This is a genomic window from Micromonospora sp. NPDC007208, assembly GCF_042869175.1.
In the GTDB taxonomy this organism is placed as follows: Bacteria; Actinomycetota; Actinomycetes; order Mycobacteriales; family Micromonosporaceae; genus Micromonospora; species Micromonospora foliorum.
Genome location: NZ_JBIAFG010000018.1, coordinates 79,046 through 94,704, shown reverse-complemented (window position 1 = coordinate 94,704; position 15,659 = coordinate 79,046). Strand labels below are relative to the sequence as shown.

At 68.0% G+C, this 15,659-nt stretch carries 16 protein-coding genes and 1 tRNA gene; 7 read left to right on the top strand and 10 right to left on the bottom strand.

What is annotated here, in order from left to right:
• Positions 1 to 394: 394 nt before the first annotated feature.
• Positions 395 to 937, top strand: a complete 543-nt coding sequence (locus ACFYL6_RS28260; protein WP_387175788.1) for a hypothetical protein — start codon at positions 395 to 397, stop codon at positions 935 to 937.
• Positions 938 to 1,174: 237 nt separating this feature from the next.
• Here ACFYL6_RS28260 and ACFYL6_RS28255 read toward each other — a convergent pair whose 3' ends face one another.
• Positions 1,175 to 2,104, bottom strand: coding sequence for a cation diffusion facilitator family transporter (locus ACFYL6_RS28255; protein WP_387175786.1), 930 nt, complete (start codon positions 2,102 to 2,104; stop codon positions 1,175 to 1,177).
• A gap of 592 nt (positions 2,105 to 2,696) precedes the next feature.
• Here ACFYL6_RS28255 and ACFYL6_RS28250 point away from each other — a divergent pair.
• Positions 2,697 to 5,228 carry an RICIN domain-containing protein gene (locus ACFYL6_RS28250; protein ID WP_387175784.1) on the top strand — a complete coding sequence of 844 codons (2,532 nt, stop codon included), beginning with the start codon at positions 2,697 to 2,699 and terminating at the stop codon, positions 5,226 to 5,228.
• A gap of 276 nt (positions 5,229 to 5,504) precedes the next feature.
• On the opposite strand, the gene ACFYL6_RS28245 is transcribed toward ACFYL6_RS28250, so the two are convergent.
• From ACFYL6_RS28245 to ACFYL6_RS28235, 3 genes are all read right to left on the bottom strand, one after another.
• Complete coding sequence (locus ACFYL6_RS28245; protein ID WP_387175782.1) at positions 5,505 to 5,813, bottom strand: hypothetical protein; 309 nt, start codon at positions 5,811 to 5,813, stop codon at positions 5,505 to 5,507.
• Entirely contained in the window at positions 5,810 to 5,989 is a 180-nt protein-coding gene (locus tag ACFYL6_RS28240) for a hypothetical protein (RefSeq protein WP_387175899.1), read from the bottom strand. Before ACFYL6_RS28240 ends, ACFYL6_RS28245 begins: the two co-directional genes overlap by 4 nt.
• A 356-nt stretch (positions 5,990 to 6,345) precedes the next feature.
• Positions 6,346 to 7,557, bottom strand: a complete 1,212-nt coding sequence (locus tag ACFYL6_RS28235) for a helix-turn-helix domain-containing protein (RefSeq protein WP_387175780.1) — start codon at positions 7,555 to 7,557, stop codon at positions 6,346 to 6,348.
• Between the two features lie 197 nt (positions 7,558 to 7,754).
• On the opposite strand from ACFYL6_RS28235, the gene ACFYL6_RS28230 reads away from it, so the two are divergent.
• Positions 7,755 to 8,765: a hypothetical protein gene (locus tag ACFYL6_RS28230; RefSeq protein ID WP_387175778.1), complete on the top strand. Its 1,011-nt coding sequence runs from the start codon at positions 7,755 to 7,757 to the stop codon at positions 8,763 to 8,765.
• 332 nt (positions 8,766 to 9,097) lie between these two features.
• Positions 9,098 to 9,523 (top strand): hypothetical protein, encoded by a 426-nt coding sequence (locus ACFYL6_RS28225; protein WP_387175776.1) that lies wholly within the window; start codon positions 9,098 to 9,100, stop codon positions 9,521 to 9,523.
• Between the two features lie 596 nt (positions 9,524 to 10,119).
• Here ACFYL6_RS28225 and ACFYL6_RS28220 read toward each other — a convergent pair.
• The 5 genes from ACFYL6_RS28220 to ACFYL6_RS28200 all read right to left on the bottom strand — a co-directional run bounded on the left by ACFYL6_RS28220 (position 10,120) and on the right by ACFYL6_RS28200 (position 12,379).
• Positions 10,120 to 10,464 (bottom strand): DUF6225 family protein, encoded by a 345-nt coding sequence (locus tag ACFYL6_RS28220; protein WP_387175774.1) that lies wholly within the window; start codon positions 10,462 to 10,464, stop codon positions 10,120 to 10,122.
• Between the two features lie 230 nt (positions 10,465 to 10,694).
• Positions 10,695 to 11,090, bottom strand: coding sequence for a CPCC family cysteine-rich protein (locus ACFYL6_RS28215; RefSeq protein ID WP_387175772.1), 396 nt, complete (start codon positions 11,088 to 11,090; stop codon positions 10,695 to 10,697).
• A gap of 293 nt (positions 11,091 to 11,383) precedes the next feature.
• On the bottom strand, positions 11,384 to 11,539 hold the full coding sequence (locus ACFYL6_RS28210) for a hypothetical protein (protein WP_387175770.1): 156 nt from the start codon (positions 11,537 to 11,539) through the stop codon (positions 11,384 to 11,386).
• Positions 11,540 to 11,654: 115 nt separating this feature from the next.
• Positions 11,655 to 11,726 (bottom strand) — tRNA-Val (locus ACFYL6_RS28205).
• A 50-nt stretch (positions 11,727 to 11,776) separates the two neighbouring features.
• Positions 11,777 to 12,379 (bottom strand): TIGR02611 family protein, encoded by a 603-nt coding sequence (locus tag ACFYL6_RS28200; RefSeq protein ID WP_387175895.1) that lies wholly within the window; start codon positions 12,377 to 12,379, stop codon positions 11,777 to 11,779.
• Between the two features lie 294 nt (positions 12,380 to 12,673).
• On the opposite strand from ACFYL6_RS28200, the gene ACFYL6_RS28195 reads away from it, so the two are divergent.
• Positions 12,674 to 13,105 carry an SsgA family sporulation/cell division regulator gene (locus tag ACFYL6_RS28195; RefSeq protein ID WP_007457244.1) on the top strand — a complete coding sequence of 144 codons (432 nt, stop codon included), beginning with the start codon at positions 12,674 to 12,676 and terminating at the stop codon, positions 13,103 to 13,105.
• Between the two features lie 114 nt (positions 13,106 to 13,219).
• Here ACFYL6_RS28195 and ACFYL6_RS28190 read toward each other — a convergent pair whose 3' ends face one another.
• Positions 13,220 to 13,996: a glucose 1-dehydrogenase gene (locus ACFYL6_RS28190; RefSeq protein WP_387175768.1), complete on the bottom strand. Its 777-nt coding sequence runs from the start codon at positions 13,994 to 13,996 to the stop codon at positions 13,220 to 13,222.
• 203 nt (positions 13,997 to 14,199) lie between these two features.
• On the opposite strand from ACFYL6_RS28190, the gene ACFYL6_RS28185 reads away from it, so the two are divergent.
• Both ACFYL6_RS28185 and ACFYL6_RS28180 read left to right on the top strand, forming a co-directional pair.
• Positions 14,200 to 15,192 (top strand): helix-turn-helix transcriptional regulator, encoded by a 993-nt coding sequence (locus ACFYL6_RS28185; RefSeq protein ID WP_387175766.1) that lies wholly within the window; start codon positions 14,200 to 14,202, stop codon positions 15,190 to 15,192.
• Positions 15,193 to 15,199: 7 nt separating this feature from the next.
• A complete protein-coding gene (locus ACFYL6_RS28180; protein WP_030333674.1) occupies positions 15,200 to 15,655 on the top strand; it encodes an Rrf2 family transcriptional regulator in 456 nt (151 codons plus the stop codon).
• Positions 15,656 to 15,659: the final 4 nt, after the last annotated feature.

Here is a 15,659-nt window from a genome sequence, read left to right as displayed (position 1 = left end):
ACCGACCTTTCCGAGGACGTCGTCAGTCGAGGCGCGCTATCAGCGGCATAAAAGGGCATCGAGTTTCTGCGCTATCGGCAGGCGGGCCGTTCACACTTCAAGCGCCGGTGGCGACTCTTGCGCCTTCGATGGCTCGACAGCGAAAAACTGCGCAAAGTGGTGCCTTCGCACGTGGGCACATCCTCGGCCATGATCGAGCGCACTCATCTCAGATGAAGGAATCGCGGCGGACTTCAGCCCGCTCACCAGCAACGTTCCGGCCGTACATGCTTGCTGTCGGGGGGAGGCAGGCGCCGGACGTCGTCCGAGCGGTTGCGACCAGACGCGGCTATGAGCGGATGCCAGGTGCAGTGCAATTCGGAGATCCTCGGTGCCGACCGGGTATTTTTCAGGCGTGACCGAGTACGCCGCTCTGCTGCACGCCTACGGCCTCGCCGTGGACACCCCCGGCCATCTGGCGGCGCTCGTCGGCGACGACCCGGTGGCCCGCGCGAGGGCGATCGAGCATCTGTGGTCAGCGATCATCCATCAGGGAACGCCATGGACCGCGACCCCGCCGGTCGCCCTCGATGTGGCCGCGCTGCTCGCCGACCCGCTGGTGACGGATCCGGGCCTGCGTGCCGAATTGCTCAACTTCCTGGCTGCGGTGGCCGAGGCGGGCAGCATTACGGACAGGGACCTGTCCGTGCCAGACTTCGACGTGGACGCCGCTCTGGCCCAGGCGCTCGGCGATGGCGACGAGGAGGGGATCTGGGAGGACGAGCGGCTGCAGGGTGCGCTCTACGTCCGGGCCGTGCTCGGTTGCCGGCAGATCGTGCCGGCGTTGCTGGCCACGGCCACCGCGGCGTTGTCCGATCCGTCCCCGCAGGTCCAGGCCGCTGCCGTGCACACGATCGGCGCCTGCGGTGGGGTTGCGCCCCTCGCCTGGAGGAGCTGACCCGGGCGGCCGGGCCGGACGAGTGGGCCGCCTTGGTCCTGAGCATCGACCCATGGAAGCAACCAGCTGCGGCGCGACGCGATGCCACGTCGACCCCGTGGCGAACTCGTCCACTACAAGGAATGACCGTCCGAGTTCGTTGAGAGTGAGCTCAAGGCGGTTGTAGTCACGAACAGCTCGCGCTCCGCCTAGGGCCAGGGTCGCGGCGCTGTGTAGGTGATAGGTGGATGTGGCGCGTCAGGAGTTGGCACTCGTCGGGTTGAGGAAGACGAATCGGATCGCCGGATTACGCGCGGTGAGTCGTCGTCTGGCCTCGTCGGCCACGTCCTCGACGTCGGCGGCCCTGATTTGGTCGGGAAAGTCGATCTTCGCGACAACGAGAATGTCGTTGGGACCGAGCTGCAGGGTCAGCAGCTCCACGATGCCTCGCACGTTTGGCAGGGCGGCCAATTCCCGGCGAATCTCGTCCTGAACCGGCTCCCTGGCTGAGCGGCCGACGAGGAGGGCGAGGTTGTTGCGGGCCAGGATGGTGGCCACCACGAGGAGCAGCACACCAATGGCGACCGATGCGATGCCATCCCAAACCGGGTCACCGGTCAACTCGGCGAGCCCCAGGCCTGCACCGGCCAATCCCAGGCCGATCAGGGCTGCGGTGTCCTCCAGGAATACCGCCTTGATGGCGGTGTCGGGCGTGCGCCGCAGGACCCGAGCTGGACTGATGCCCCAGCGCTTGGCCCGGCGCCGCACCTGCCGGACCGTCCGCAGCAGGGACACCGATTCGAGGATGAAGGAGACGACCAGCACCGCGTACGAGACGTTGTAATCTCCAGTCTCCTTGGCCGATGCGATGACGTGCACGCCGTGGGTGATGGAGAAGCCGGCGCCGCTGACAAAGGTGAAGACCGCGGCGAGGAGGGCCCAGATGTAGCTCTCCCGACCGTAGCCGAAAGGGCGCGCCGGGTCGGCGCGACGGCTCCCGCGGCGCAGCGCCACGAACAGCAGTACCTCGGTCGTGGTGTCGGCGAACGAATGCGCGGCTTCCGACAGCACGGCCGCCGAACCCGAGAGCAAGCCCGCAACGACCTTGGCCGCGGCGACAGCGACGTTGACGAGACCAGCCACGATCACCGTGCGGACGCTCTGCGACTGCCCGTCCGATTCGGTCATGAAGCCAGGCTATGGGCCGGATTGTCGGCCGGGCGGACAAACGACGGGGCAGCCTCACCAACGCCTGCTCCTACCGTGGGTTTTGGTGGTCCAGCCGCCCCTCGATCGGCCGAGTCCATGATCCGCCCCAGTCGGAGGCCGGTGCATCGACAGCGGCGCCGACGGGCCTTTCGTCCTACCTTTCCTGCGGCTTTTGTAAGCATTGAGAGGATTTTAGGCTTCACCAGGAGATAGATGCGTGGAAATCCTTGACTCGGTGCCCCGTGTTGCCGGTTAATCACATCTACATGTCGGCCGTGTTCACCCGCCCGGGTGGTCGACGACCTCGGTGGATCGTCGAATCGATTTGACTACAGCTGGCACATGCGTCCTGACTTCAAGTCACGGGCTGCCGGGTGAGTCACAGGAGGTAACCGTGCATCGTACGAACGTCCACTGGGGCGGTCGATTGTCTGCGTGGGCCAGAGGGCTGGCCGCGACCGTGGCGCTCAGCCTGCCTCTGACGCTGGGTGGCCTGACCCTGGCGCCCCCCGGGTCGGCCTTGGCCGCGCCGGTCGCGACGCGGAGTGTCGCGGCCGCCGGACTTGACGGTGTGGCGGCCGGTAACGCCGCGATCGCCTCGGTCGACCTGGCCGGGACGTGGACCTTCACGCCCGCGGGTCGGGGGGCGACCACGATCGCGGTACCCGGTGGCGGCTGGTACAAGCAGGGCTTCACCGACGTGAACGAGGCGGTGTACTCGCGCAGCATCACGGTGCCGGACTCGGGGCAGCCGCAGTCGGCCTGGATCGAGTTCGGCGCCGTCAACCACTTGGCGACACTGTCGGTCGACGGCCGCGTGGTCGCCACCCAGACGACCGCGTTCACCCCGTCGAACTTCGACATCAGCGCGTACGCGGCGCCCGGCACCACCCACACGATCACCGTGAACGTGAAGGGCCGCGGCGCGCTGAAGGCATCCAACGGCCGGTACCTGGTGCCCGACGCCGCCACGTGGTCCGAGGCGATACCGCAGGGGATCTTCGGGTCCGCGTTCCTGCGGGTGTACCCGGCGGTGTACGTCAGCGACACATTCGTGCGTACGTCGGTGGCGAACAAGACGTTGACCTACGACGTGTCGGTGCGGAACACGTCGGGCAGTGCCCGGTCGGTGACGTTGACCGGGTCGCTGTCGTCCAAGAACGGAACGGCTTTCAGCTACCCGGCACTGCCCAGCCGTACGGTCACCGTGGCGGCCCGCTCGACCGTGACCGTGACCGTCGGGCCTGTCGCGTGGAACCTCGACAGCACCTCGTACTGGTGGCCCAACGTGCCGTACCGGTCGGGGTACCGGGCGCAGCTGCACGGGCTGACGGTGCATGCCGTCACCGACGACGGCCGGACGAGCGACGCCGAGTACCGGTTCGGGTTCCGGGAGGCCACCCAGAACGGTGACTACTACTACCTCAACGGCGTGCGCGTGAACTTCCGCGGCGACAACCTCCAGGGTGCCGACTATGACCGGATCAACAACGGCGGCAAGGGCGACGCGTACCACACCCTGCCCGGCTTCCTGCCCCCGTCGTCCGGCAACGGCGGCTGGCCGCAGGCGGTGGACAACTACCAGCGGCTGAACTACAACGTGGTGCGCATCCACCAGGAGCCAGGAAGCCCGTACATGTTGGATGTCGCCGACGAGATGGGCCTGATGATCATCGACGAGGTCGCGATTCGCGGCTCCCAATCCTCACAGGAGTGGCAGAACTCCGTCGGGCGCGACAACATGATCAACCACGCCCGTGCGCTGGTCCTGCGCGACCGCAACCACCCGGCGATCATCCGCTGGAGTCAGAACAACGAGCCGAACCAGAGCGGCCAGGACTCCGAACAGTTCGAAAAGGACCTGTACGCGGCGATGAACGGCGCCGACGGCACCCGGCCGATCATTGTCGAGGTGGGCGTCGGCGGGAATGTCAGCCTGTATCCCGGGATGACGTACGCCAACTTCGCGGTGATCCCGCACTACGTCGACGGCTTCGGCAGGTACGGGGAGGGCCTGATCACCGTGAATGGGCGGCCCGACGGCGAGGGCGAGTACATCTGGCCGGCATGCAACAACAAGCAGGGCTTCGAGTGGTTCGCCACGGCAACCCTGGCCAAGCGCGGCAAGGGCGCCACCGACCTGCGCCCGTACACGCTGCTGTCCGCCTGGGCCAGCGTCGTGCCCGGCGTGCGGTCCACCGACTTCACCCCGGAGGAGGGCGGTCACCCCATTTACGGCGTCGACAACCTGCCCGACCCGTGGAGCAACCCGCAGATCCAGCGCGTGCAGGCGGCGTTCAACCCGGTCGCCGCGGTCGACCTCCCCTACTGGTCCGCCTCCGGCAATTCGGACTCCAACGGCACCTTCCCGCTGCCGCAGGCCGTGCCCAGCTACGCCCGCAACGCCACGGTGACCCGCAACATCACCGTGTTCAACGACGACTTCACCAACACCTCGGTGAACTTCGCCTGGACCGCCCGGCTCGACAGCCCGACCGGCTCGGTCGTCGCGTCCGGCAGCAGCAACCTGACCATCCCGCTCGGCTCACGGGTCACCCAACCGGTGTCCTTCACCGCCCCCGCCACCGGAAGCCGCGTGTACCTGCAACTGTCGACCACGAAGTCCGGCAGCACCGTCTTCACCGACGCGGTCGAGTACCTGAACCTCGGCGGAAGCGGCGGAACCGGGCCCACTCCCGGCACCTACCGCATCGTCAACCGCAACAGCGGCAAGCCCCTCGCCATCGCCGGCAACTCCACCGCCGACGGCGCCAAGACGATCCAGCAGAGCGGCACCCCCACCTGGACGATCAGCACCACACAGGACGCCTACACCCTGCGCTACACCGCCTCTGGAAAGATGCTCGACGTCAACGCCGGCAGCACCACGAATGGGTTGCAACTACAGCAGTGGACGGCAAACGGCGGCACCAACCAGATGTGGTACCTGCGGCCCACCGGTGACGGCTACTACACCATCGTCGCCCGCAGCAGCGGACTGGCAGCAGACGTCTACTCCGCCTCCACCAGCGACGGGGCGCAGGTCGTGCAGTGGACCGCCAACAACGGGACCAACCAGCAATGGCAGTTCGTACCCGCCTGACCATTAGCAGAGGTGAGTGTCACGTTCGGCCGCCGGTAACAGGCATGTCGCGCCGACTCGGGGGCACGGTTTGTGCCCCCGAGTCGGCCGCGATCCCATCACTGTGGAACACGAGCTACCGCTCCGGACAGACGCGGGCCCGGTCCGCTCGCTACCCGTACGTGAGCCAGGCCCGGGGCGTCTGCACAAACTGAAAGTGGGCGATGCTGGTCTCGAACCAGCGACCTCTTCGGTGTGAACTCTCGGCAAGACGACTCGTTCGGGCGTGATGCGAGGTCAGGCGGTCTGCCGACGGGTGTATCGGTTCGGTTCGGATGGCACGGTTGCTGTACTTGACTGCTGTACTGCCGGCTTCGACAGCTCGGCCTGCCTGGTCCATCCGAGGAACCGGCGGTGCAGCACTCCTGCCGATGTCCAAGGCATGTCCTCGGTTGCCTGAACGAGGTAGGACCCGAGGTAGAGGGCCAGCAATACGGGAGCATCCGCATACTCGGCCCGCAGCTCGCGCTTCCGTGTCGGGCAGGGCCAGGGCAGGCCGCAGCCACCGCAGCTCCAGATCGGCATGACCGGGCCGTGGACGGTCACCGCACGCCCGCCAGGAAGCCAGCGGTGATCGCCCGTGCCTGCCGGCTGGTCGCCCATTCGACCTGCCAGCACGAGTACGGCGTGAGCCGTCCCCACCACGTCCGGCAGCCACCGCACATGCCGTCAAGCCCTCGGACGCGCACCGCGATGGTCATCTCCTGCTGCCCACTACTCACTGCTCACCTTCCTGCGGCTCACTGCTCACCTTCCTGCGGCCAGTGGCCACGACTGATCGGAATCCGGTGCCGGGCACGGCAGGGCAGGTCGGCTCCGCAGCGGCAGATATGCCGCCAGAGCCGCCACGACCACACCGGCCGATGCCTGCGGGCGAGAGTCAGCGCGGTGGCCGAGAGGTATTCGTCATACGAGACGCGCCGCACGGACCCTCCCTCGTTCGAGCACGAGGACGGCTTCCTGCCCTCGAAGTTGAGGGACGCGGCGACCAGGCGATACCCGCACCGCCCGCCGCATCCCGTGAGCAAGAAGCTACGGCGGGTCGCGAAGCGGAATGGGTAAGGTTCCTACCCCTGGATCAGGAGAGCAGCCCGACCTTGATCGCGAGGTCACGGGCGTCGTCACGAGTGGCACGCGGGCCGTCGAGCAGATCCAAGGTGATCTGGCGGGCGTACCCGTTGAAGCGGATCGTCTCCGGGGCCGACTCGTACGCCTGCCGGAGGGTCATCACGGCCGCTTCCTTGTCGTCCTTGCCGTAGTGCGCCCGCGCGACCTCGATGAGATGGCGTGCCCGGCGCGGCCTCGACGGGATCGCAGCGGAATCATGACGGCGGGCCTGTCGCACCGCCTCACCGGACTTCTGCAACTCCACCGCCACGGTCACCGCGTGGGCGCCCATGATGACCTGTGAGAACGATGTCTGCGGCTGATAGAAGCCCTGCGGCAGGCGCTGCGCCACCCGGTCCGCGCGGTCCCAGTACCGCCAGGCCCGACCTTCCTCACCAGCACGGGCGGCGGTGTAGGCAGCCTCGAAGCTCAGGGCACCCCAGAGCGCCAACAGGTTCGTGTTCCCGTCGGCCATGCGCAGCTCCAGCGCCGACAGGAGGTCCAGGGTCACCGCCATTGCGGTGTCCCAGTCACCGGCATCCCGATGCACCTGGCACAGGAACCATCCCGCGCACGCCATCGCCTCCGGGTCGCCGGACTCCTGCGCCGCCACCATCGCCCGGTCCGCGACCCGCCACAACAACTCGGCAGCGGGTTGATAGGCAAGGAACATCTGCGTCAGCCCGAACGTCTCCGCCAACAGGGCCTGAGCCTGCCGACGCTCATCACCCTCGTACGCCAACGCGGCGCGCTGCACGTCGCGCAGCAGCCCCGGCAACAACCCGCCCAGCACCGTGCGGTGATCCGACGCCTGATGGCGTGCCCGCCATGCCATCACGAGCCGCCCCCTCAGGCTCGTCAACGACTCCGGCGAAGCCTCGTCGGAAATCGCGAAGCGGTTCACGGCGTCCCGGACCGACGCCAGCGCCGGATGCTCCGGCCCGTTGACCACTGCAGACCGGGCGCCCAACTCGCCGGCCAAGGCGGACACCTCGACCTTGAGAGCACGCGCGATGCGATCCAGCATGTGAATGCGCGGCGGCAGGATGCGATCGGTCTCCACTGCCTTGACCCACTCGGCGCTACGACCCACCAACCCCCCGAGCACGGCACGGGTCTTCCCGGACCGCTCCCGGTAGACCTTCAACCGCTGCCCGAAAGTCAACTCCGGCAAGGAATCCATCCCGGACCTCCTCGTAGCGCGGAAAGCATCGTCGACGCCCAGGCCACCGCGCCACCCAACGCTACCGGCCTGCCTTCCGCCTTAGAACCCCTCACACGCCGTGCGCTGCCTTCCACGCCGACACCAAGTCCCTGGACTTCTCGCTTGCAAGTTCCGCGCACTCGTCCGACGGAGTCCGTCCGCGTCCGCCACCTCGGATGGACGTCCACGCTGGGAAGCCAATCCCGGACACGGACAGCATTATCAACCAGTTCGACTACCAGCAGAAACGACCCGAGGCCGCCGCCCGAAAAGGCTACTGCTGTGATCATCCGTCACGTAGGCTGCCCGAGCGGTTGATCTTGGCTGGTGCCTGCCAGCCCATTCCGGTCAGTTTGGGAGTAATGGACCACATGAAAACGCGACGGTGGGCGATCACCGGGCTGGGCCTCGTCATTGCGCTCAGCTTCGGGGTCGCCGGCTGCACCAACGCCACCGACGGTGCCGGCACGGACGCCACAGCACCCACCTCCGCATCATCACAGGTGAATGCGCTCGACTCGCTCACCGACGCGATACAGAAGCTCGATGAGGAAACCTTCAAGGTAAAAAGGGAGAACGGGTCGGGCGGTTTGGAGATCAGCGGGGTCGTGGATCCGACCGCCAAGAAGGTGTCCATGAAGAGGATCAGCCCAATTGGCGACCAAGGCATGACTGTCGACTTTGTTCAGCTGGGCAGCGCTGTCTACGTGAAGTTGGCAGGCGATGTGCAGTTGCACAGCTTCACCCGCCTGCCGGCCCTGCCCGACAAGTGGATGCACATGGATGCAGCCAACGTGGAGGAGGGCAGCACCTTCTCCGATATGGTCGATGGCGACCCGGCCGGCGTCAATGACATGCTCAAGGCCGTGACCAGCGTCGAGCGAAACGGTGAGCTTGGTTTCAAGGGGACCTTCGACATCACCAAGTCGCCCGGCACGCAGGGGGACCTTTTCAGGAGGTTCGGGGAAAAGGCCAAAGCCGTTCCGTTCAACGCCAAGGTCGACGACCAAGGTCGACTCACTTACATATTCATCAACCTCAGCGCAATCGACTCAGGCTTCACCGGTGGCACCACGGCGACCTACTCCGACTTCGGCCTCCCGGTCACCATTGAAAAGCCCGCCACCGACCAAACCGTCGAAGCCCCCGCCGCGGTTGTCAAGGAGTTCGCCGAGACGTACCACTGAGCCTGGGCAGCGCCTGCAGGTCCTGCCCCGAGGCCCTGCGGGCGCCCCGCTACTGAAGCGGGTTCCCGCCATCGGCCGGATCAGGACGGGCACGCGTAGCGGCACGCGGTCCCTTTCGTCGATGAAAGTCAACCGCGTTCGGCGCTTGACCGGCCTGGAGAAGCCGGCGTGCGCGCCGCCAGCAGGCCGTCGCCAGGGATACCGCTACCGAGCGTCGAGGCAGCGGTCAGCTCAGGTACAGGCGCAGCCCCGTGTTCACCCCTGCATCGGGCACGGATCGGCCACGCGCTGGCGGGTAGCGATGGCAAATTGGCTCATGCATCATCACGGTCATGATGGAGCACGATCTTGCCGCAACCTGGCGTCGCATTATCCGAGGGGACGGCAAGTCATGGGTAGCATTTGCCCACGGCACGTGTGTCGTGCTACCGGACCCCGGACCCACTGCCGACCTCGCCGCCCAGGCCGTGGACATCCTTCGCGAGTTTGGGCCCGTCTACGCAGGCTCACCTGCCGGCGACTTCAGCACGGTAATCCTGGATCCCGGTCCAGGATGGGTGGTCTACGGCCACCACCCGGATGTGCTGACCTACGTAGGAGCGGACGGGGCCTCAGACAGGAGCGGTTTGGCCGTCGGCTTGTACGGGCGCCGCAAGCGGGACGCGGACGGCCACGAACTCCACGTCGTTCACGTTGAGGACAAGCGAACCTCGGTAGCGAAGAGTCAGCCTCCGCCCATCATGCGGGCCGGCGACTGACCCCTTCTGTGTGAAAGAACCACCTTGGTTCATCGACCTGTCCGGGCAGCGGCGGTGAGCTGCGAAAACAGTCCGTCGTCGTCCTTGCTCGTCCGTCCGTGTCCGCGCCTGTCGTCACCCAGGTTGTCACTCGCCCCACGCACTGTCGCAGCAGCCGACGAGTTGCGGCGGCTGCCTGACCTGGGGAAATGCAGGTGCCGGGCCGGGCCGCACCCGGTCCGCCACGTCAAGCGGACCTTGACGCACGTACAGACGCTGCCAGAACAGCCTGAGTCGGCTCTCGTGTCACGGACCGGCGCCCCCGGCGGACACCGCCACAGTGGCAAAGTTGACCCAACCGCGCCCGGCACGGAGCCGGTTTCCGGGGTCGGAGCTGGCCACCGGCGGCCACCCCTCCCCCTCCCAGGTGAAGGGTTGCGCCAAGACAAGGACGCCGCACGGCCCAAGGAGAAACGCCGCTGCTGCGCCGTCGGCAGCTGCTGTCAGGCCGTCCCGTCTACGCGCACTGAAGACCGCCAGCGCCCACCGCCTTGCCGACGCCGCACTCAGCGGACAACCCCTGGCCTGGCTCACTCCCCCATCGCAGGAGTAAGCATTCACACACCGGGCGTTGCTCTGATCACGATGCCGGGAGAGGCAACTGGAGAAGGCCGCACATATGAGCCAGAGGAATAGTCCACCCGAATGATCAACTCATCCGACCTCAGGTAATCGCCGTCATCGACGGTAGCGTCGGTGACCACGAATTGATCGTTGCCCCATGGGTCAGGATGGGCAGAACTCGGGCCATAAGCCACCTCTGCCCTCAGCACCATGTCATCCGGCAGGCCATCCAGCGCAGCCCGTAGCTGTCCGACAGTCCACCTCTCAACGTCGTGGCGATACCGCTCGACTGGTTCATTCCACCGCGAGTCTGACGGCGGACGTTGGCTGCTTGACATGGAGCGAGGCTACTTGGCGCACCATCGCTGGACGCAGAACGTCAAGCAGACCTTGGGTCGGTAAGCGCGTTGGTGGCGCTTCCGCACACGCGACGAGGCCGTGGTGGGGATGCGGCGCATGTACCCCGGGCAGGCCCTTGCCGAGCACCATCGCGGCCGCCGAGACGACCACCGGCCGCAGTTACGCGCCGCGAGATGGCGGGATCGGCTGGCAGTGGGGTCCAAGCACGTCAACCTGTTCGGGGCGCCGATTGGCGGCGTCTTCGCTCCCAACGGGCTTGTCGCTCGGCATAGGCACGCCGCGCATCCGCCAGACTGACCGGCCGTTCGGCATAGGCACGTCGTGCCTCCGTCAGACTGAGCGAACCGTTGGGACCGCCCCGCACCGTGTCAGCGTCTTCGTCATCCTGCCCGTCGTCTTCCCAGCCGCAGGCGAAGCAGATCTGGAATTGGCCTCGACCCTCAAGCGTCGGATGCCGGCAGCATGGACACGCGTAAGTTCCGGTACCCGCTCCAACCACTACAGATCGCAGGGTCAACGCCTCGACGTACTGATCAAGCCATCTGGCGCGGCTTGCGAGTTCCTCTGCGGACGGTCCCTCCTGCTTACCGGCATGCTCGTCCATCCTCTGCGCCTCTCGTGGTCGATCTACTTCAAGTATCGGACTCAGCACGGCGTAACTGCCGTCCACGCTGACCCGGATTCGCACACCTACACGGGTGGGGACAGCCTGCGGCGACCGCTCGGATGCCGACATCCCAGGCTCCCCACCTGTGCCAACCTTCGCCACCAGCTCGACGAGCGCGAGAGGAACACGACCACCCGCGGGACGTGGCACCACCATGAACCCGCCCTCACGGCGGCGCCGGGAGACACGACGAACACCACTAGCGGAACAACGTCGAGGGCTCGTGGTGCTTAGTCCCCCGTCCTGCGGTCCTCAGGTCGGCGTTCTCGGTAAAGATCGACACCGATTCGCGAAAGGTCGATCTCCGCGCCGAACCGCCCCTCCACCATGTCCAGCAGCACGCCGCACACCCGGCGAAGGTCGTTGACCTTCAGCACGTCCGTCACGTTCACCACCCTCCCGGCCACGCCACATGGACACATCGACCGCGGCTACTCCACGAAAGCAGAAAGGCCACCTCCCGAACTCGGGAAGCGGCCTCTGACCTGTGCGAACTGAGAGTGGGCGATGCTGGTATCGAACCAGCGACCTCTTCGGTGTGAACGAAGCGCTCTCCCACTGAGCTAATCGCCCTCAGCGCCACTGACTCTACCCGATCGTGGAACCGGACCGGGAATCCGGGGTCAGTGGGTCGCGAGGTAGTGCATGACCTCGGCCAACACGTCGATGCCGAGGCTGTACTTGAGGGACAGCCAGACCACCGTGGCCACGAAGACCAGGCCGACGGACCCGAGCGCGATTCGCACCAGCAGCGACTGTCTCGTCACCCAGCGTGTCCATCCGTGGACGTGGCGGCGGGTGAAGCCGAGCAGCCGGCGCGCCCAGTGATATTCGACGGCCCAGATGCCCAGGCCGGCGATCACCAGCAGCCAGCCCGGCCCGGGGAGCGGGATGAGGGCGATGCCGATGGTCACCACCAGGGCCCCGGCGATCGCGATGAAGATCTTGAGTGCGATCCGGCCGGTGGGGTTGGCGCGGATGAGTTCGAGGGTCAGCGAGATCCGCTCACGCCAGCGGGGACGGCGCGGCCGGTCCTGCACGGCGACTCCGCCACCAGCACCGGCGCCACGACCAGCATCGGCGCCGCCACCATCGCCGCCGGGACGACCGGCGTCAGACGCCGGCCGACCGGCCCGTTCGGGCTGCTCCATCGGCACTCTGTACCCCCGCTTTTCGGCTGCTCGGACCGCGACTTTCGGCGGGCCGGGCGCCGCCGCCGGATCCACTGAGGATTGCTTCGTCACCATTTCACCCCCCAGTGTCGCCCGGGCCCGTCACTGCAACGGCCGACTGGACGTTACCGGAGTAAGTCGACGACTGAGCCACCCGATACCGGGCGGGATCACGCACTGGGCAGAACCGGAAATCCTACATGAATGCTCACATTCACGCGGCCTTTCCGTCCCCCTTCCCACCACTGGGTGAAGTCAGCGTATGGCGGAGCGTAGCCAGGAGTAGCACCTGAGTATGGGAAAAGCGGGACACGCGCGTTCCGCAGCGGTGCCGGGGGGAGAACGTCCATGAGTGTCATCCGACCGACGACCGTAGAGGTCGAGACGTCGCTAAGGCTCGTCGCACCTGACGCCACCGCCTTGCCGGTGCGTGCCAGTCTGCGTTACGACCCTGCTGACCCGTATGCGGTCCATGTCCTGTTCCATGCCGAATCGGCAGGGGGCGAGGCGGTGAGTTGGTCGTTCGCTCGCGAACTTCTGGTCACCGGCCTGGACGAGCCGGCTGGCATCGGGGATGTGCGGGTCTGGCCCTGGGCCACACCGCGCGGCGACTTCGTCGCGCTGGCCCTCTCGTCACCGGACGGCAACGCCCTCTTCGAGGTGCCGCGCAGCGTCCTGGTGCGTTTCCTTCGACGGACCTACGTCGTCGTCCCGCGCGGCCGTGAGGCCGAGCACCTGGACGTCGACACGGCGGTGAACCGGCTGCTCGCCGGTCGCTGACCGCCCGAACGGGCAACACCGGCCACACCGGGGCCGCGCGGATCTGCCGAGTCCGCGCGGCCCCGGCACACACCCAGGGAGTACGCGGACAGCGCGCCCCGGGTCGGTCGGTGCTCAGCCGTGCGTGGTGATGCCGCCGTCGACGGGAATGACCGCTCCGGTGAGGTATGCGCCGGCGCGCGACGAGAGGTAGATGGCCGTGCCGGCCATGTCCTCGGGGCGTCCGATGCGGCCCAGCGGGACCTGCTGCTCGATGGCGGCCCGGCTCGCCGGGTCGTCGAGCGCGAACGCCATCATCTTGCTCTCGAACGGGCCGGGCGCGATCGCGTTGACGGTGATCTGCTCACCGGCGAGTTGGTGGGCGAGGCTGCGGGTGAGCATGTGCACGGCCGCCTTGGTGGCCGAGTACGCGTACACCTCCATCATCGGCACCCGGATGCCGTCGATCGACCCGATGTTGATCACGCGGGCCGGGTCGTCGGCGCTGGCGGCGGCGCGCAGCGCCGGCAGCAGCGCGGTGGTGAGCCGGAAGACGGCCTTGACGTTGACCGCCCAGAGCTTGTCGAACGCGGCCTCGGGGTAGTCCTCGAGCGGTGCGCCCCAGGTCGCGCCGGCGTTGTTGACCAGCACGTCGAGGCGCTCGAAGCGCTCGCGCACGGCGGCGGCCAGCGTCTCGGCGCCGGCGTCATCGCTGAGGTCGGCGGGGATGGCCTCGCAGCGGCCCTCGGCGGACAGGGTGGTGGCGACCGCCTCGCAGACGTCCGCCTTGCGCGACGAGATGATCACGTGTGCGCCGGCCCGGACGAAGCCCTGGGCGATCATCAGCCCGATCCCCCGCGAGCCTCCGGTGACCAGGACCGTCTTACCTTCGACCGAGAACAGCTGCGTCATGCCCATCCCATCGCGAGTCGGTGGGGGCCGTCGGTCGGTCCGGGTGGCCGGCGGATGCCGGGCGGGCCGCGGACCGACGGCGCTACCGCCGGGTAACGTAGCCCGGCCGCCGGGACCGGGACAAGCCCGCGGCGCGCCGCGGATTCCGCTACCAACGTCGATCGGGATGCGGTGACCTGCGGTTCGGGCTACCGTCGCAGGCGATGGTCTCCACCGATCCCTCCCCCGCGCCATCGATCGGAACGACGTCTCCCGTCACCGACGAGATAGCCACGTTCGCGCTGGCCGATCTTGCCGGCGACCCGGGCTGGCGTCGGCCGGTGATCGTCGAGCGGGAGCTGTTGATTCTCACCACCCGTGGCCACGGCGACGCGGAACTCGACTTTCACCTGCTGCCGTGCCGGCCCGGCACGCTGCTGCGGGTCCGCCCCGGCCAGGTGCTGCGCTGCGCCGGCCCCCAGTTCGACGCCACAGTGGTCGCCTGGGATCCCGAGGCGCTGCGCGGCTTCGACGTCGACCTGACCACGACCGCGACCTGGCGGCAGTTGGCCGGTGAGGACGAGGACGCGGTGATCAGCGAGGTGAGCCAGTTGGCGGTGGACTGTCGGCGACACCCCGACGGCCCCACCTCCCGCGCGCTGCTGCGGCACCAACTGGCCGTGCTGCTGCTGCGGCTGGCCGTGGCCCACGCCGACCGGTCGGCGTCCCGACCCGAGGACGAGACGTTCCACCGGTTCCGCCGCGAGGTGGAGCACGGCTACTCGTACACCCGGCGGGTGGAGGACTACGCGGCCGAACTCGGCTGCTCGGTGCGGACCCTGACCCGGGCCTGCCTGGCCGTCACCGGTCGCAGCGCCAAACAGGTCATCGACGAGCGGGTCGCGTTGCAGGCCAGCCGGTTACTCGCCGCGACCGATCAGCCGATCGCCCAGATCGGCCGGCGGCTCGGCTTCTCCGAACCCACGAACTTCGGCCGCTTCTTCACCCGCGAGGTCGGGGTCAGCCCCGGCGCGTTCCGGGCCGCCCGAGACCTTCCGGCGGCCGGCCGGGTGGTCCGGCCTCGACCGCCGGCCGAGTCGACGGGCACCAACGGCGGCCGGTTCCGCCCCGGCACCCCCGGCGAACCCGCCAACGGAGGGCACGCCACCAGACCGGGGCCGCCCGCTGGAGGGCTGGGCGGCACCGGGCGGGCATGATGGCAGGGTGCAGATCTCCGCGCGCGGCGACTACGCGGTACGGGCGGCGTTGAGCCTCGCCACCGCGTACCCCTCGCTGCTGTCCACCCAGGCCATCGCCGCGGAGCAGGACATGCCCCGCAAGTTCCTGGAGGCGGTCCTGGCGGATCTGCGCCGGGCCGGCATCGTCCGTGCCCAACGCGGCGCCGAGGGCGGCTACACGCTGGCCCGCCCGCCACGCGAGGTGACCGTCGGCGCGGTGCTGCGCGCCGTCGAGGGCCCGCTCGCCGGGGTACGCGGGCTGCGCCCCGAGGAGACCCGGTACGAGGGCTCGGCGGAGAACCTGCCCGGCCTGTGGGTGGCGGTGCGCGCCGCCGTGCGGCGGGTCGTCGACGAGGTGAGCCTCGCCGAGATCGTCAGCGGTCGACTGCCCGCGCACGTCCGCAAGCTCACCGCGCTGCCCGACGCGTGGGAGCCCCGCTGACCCG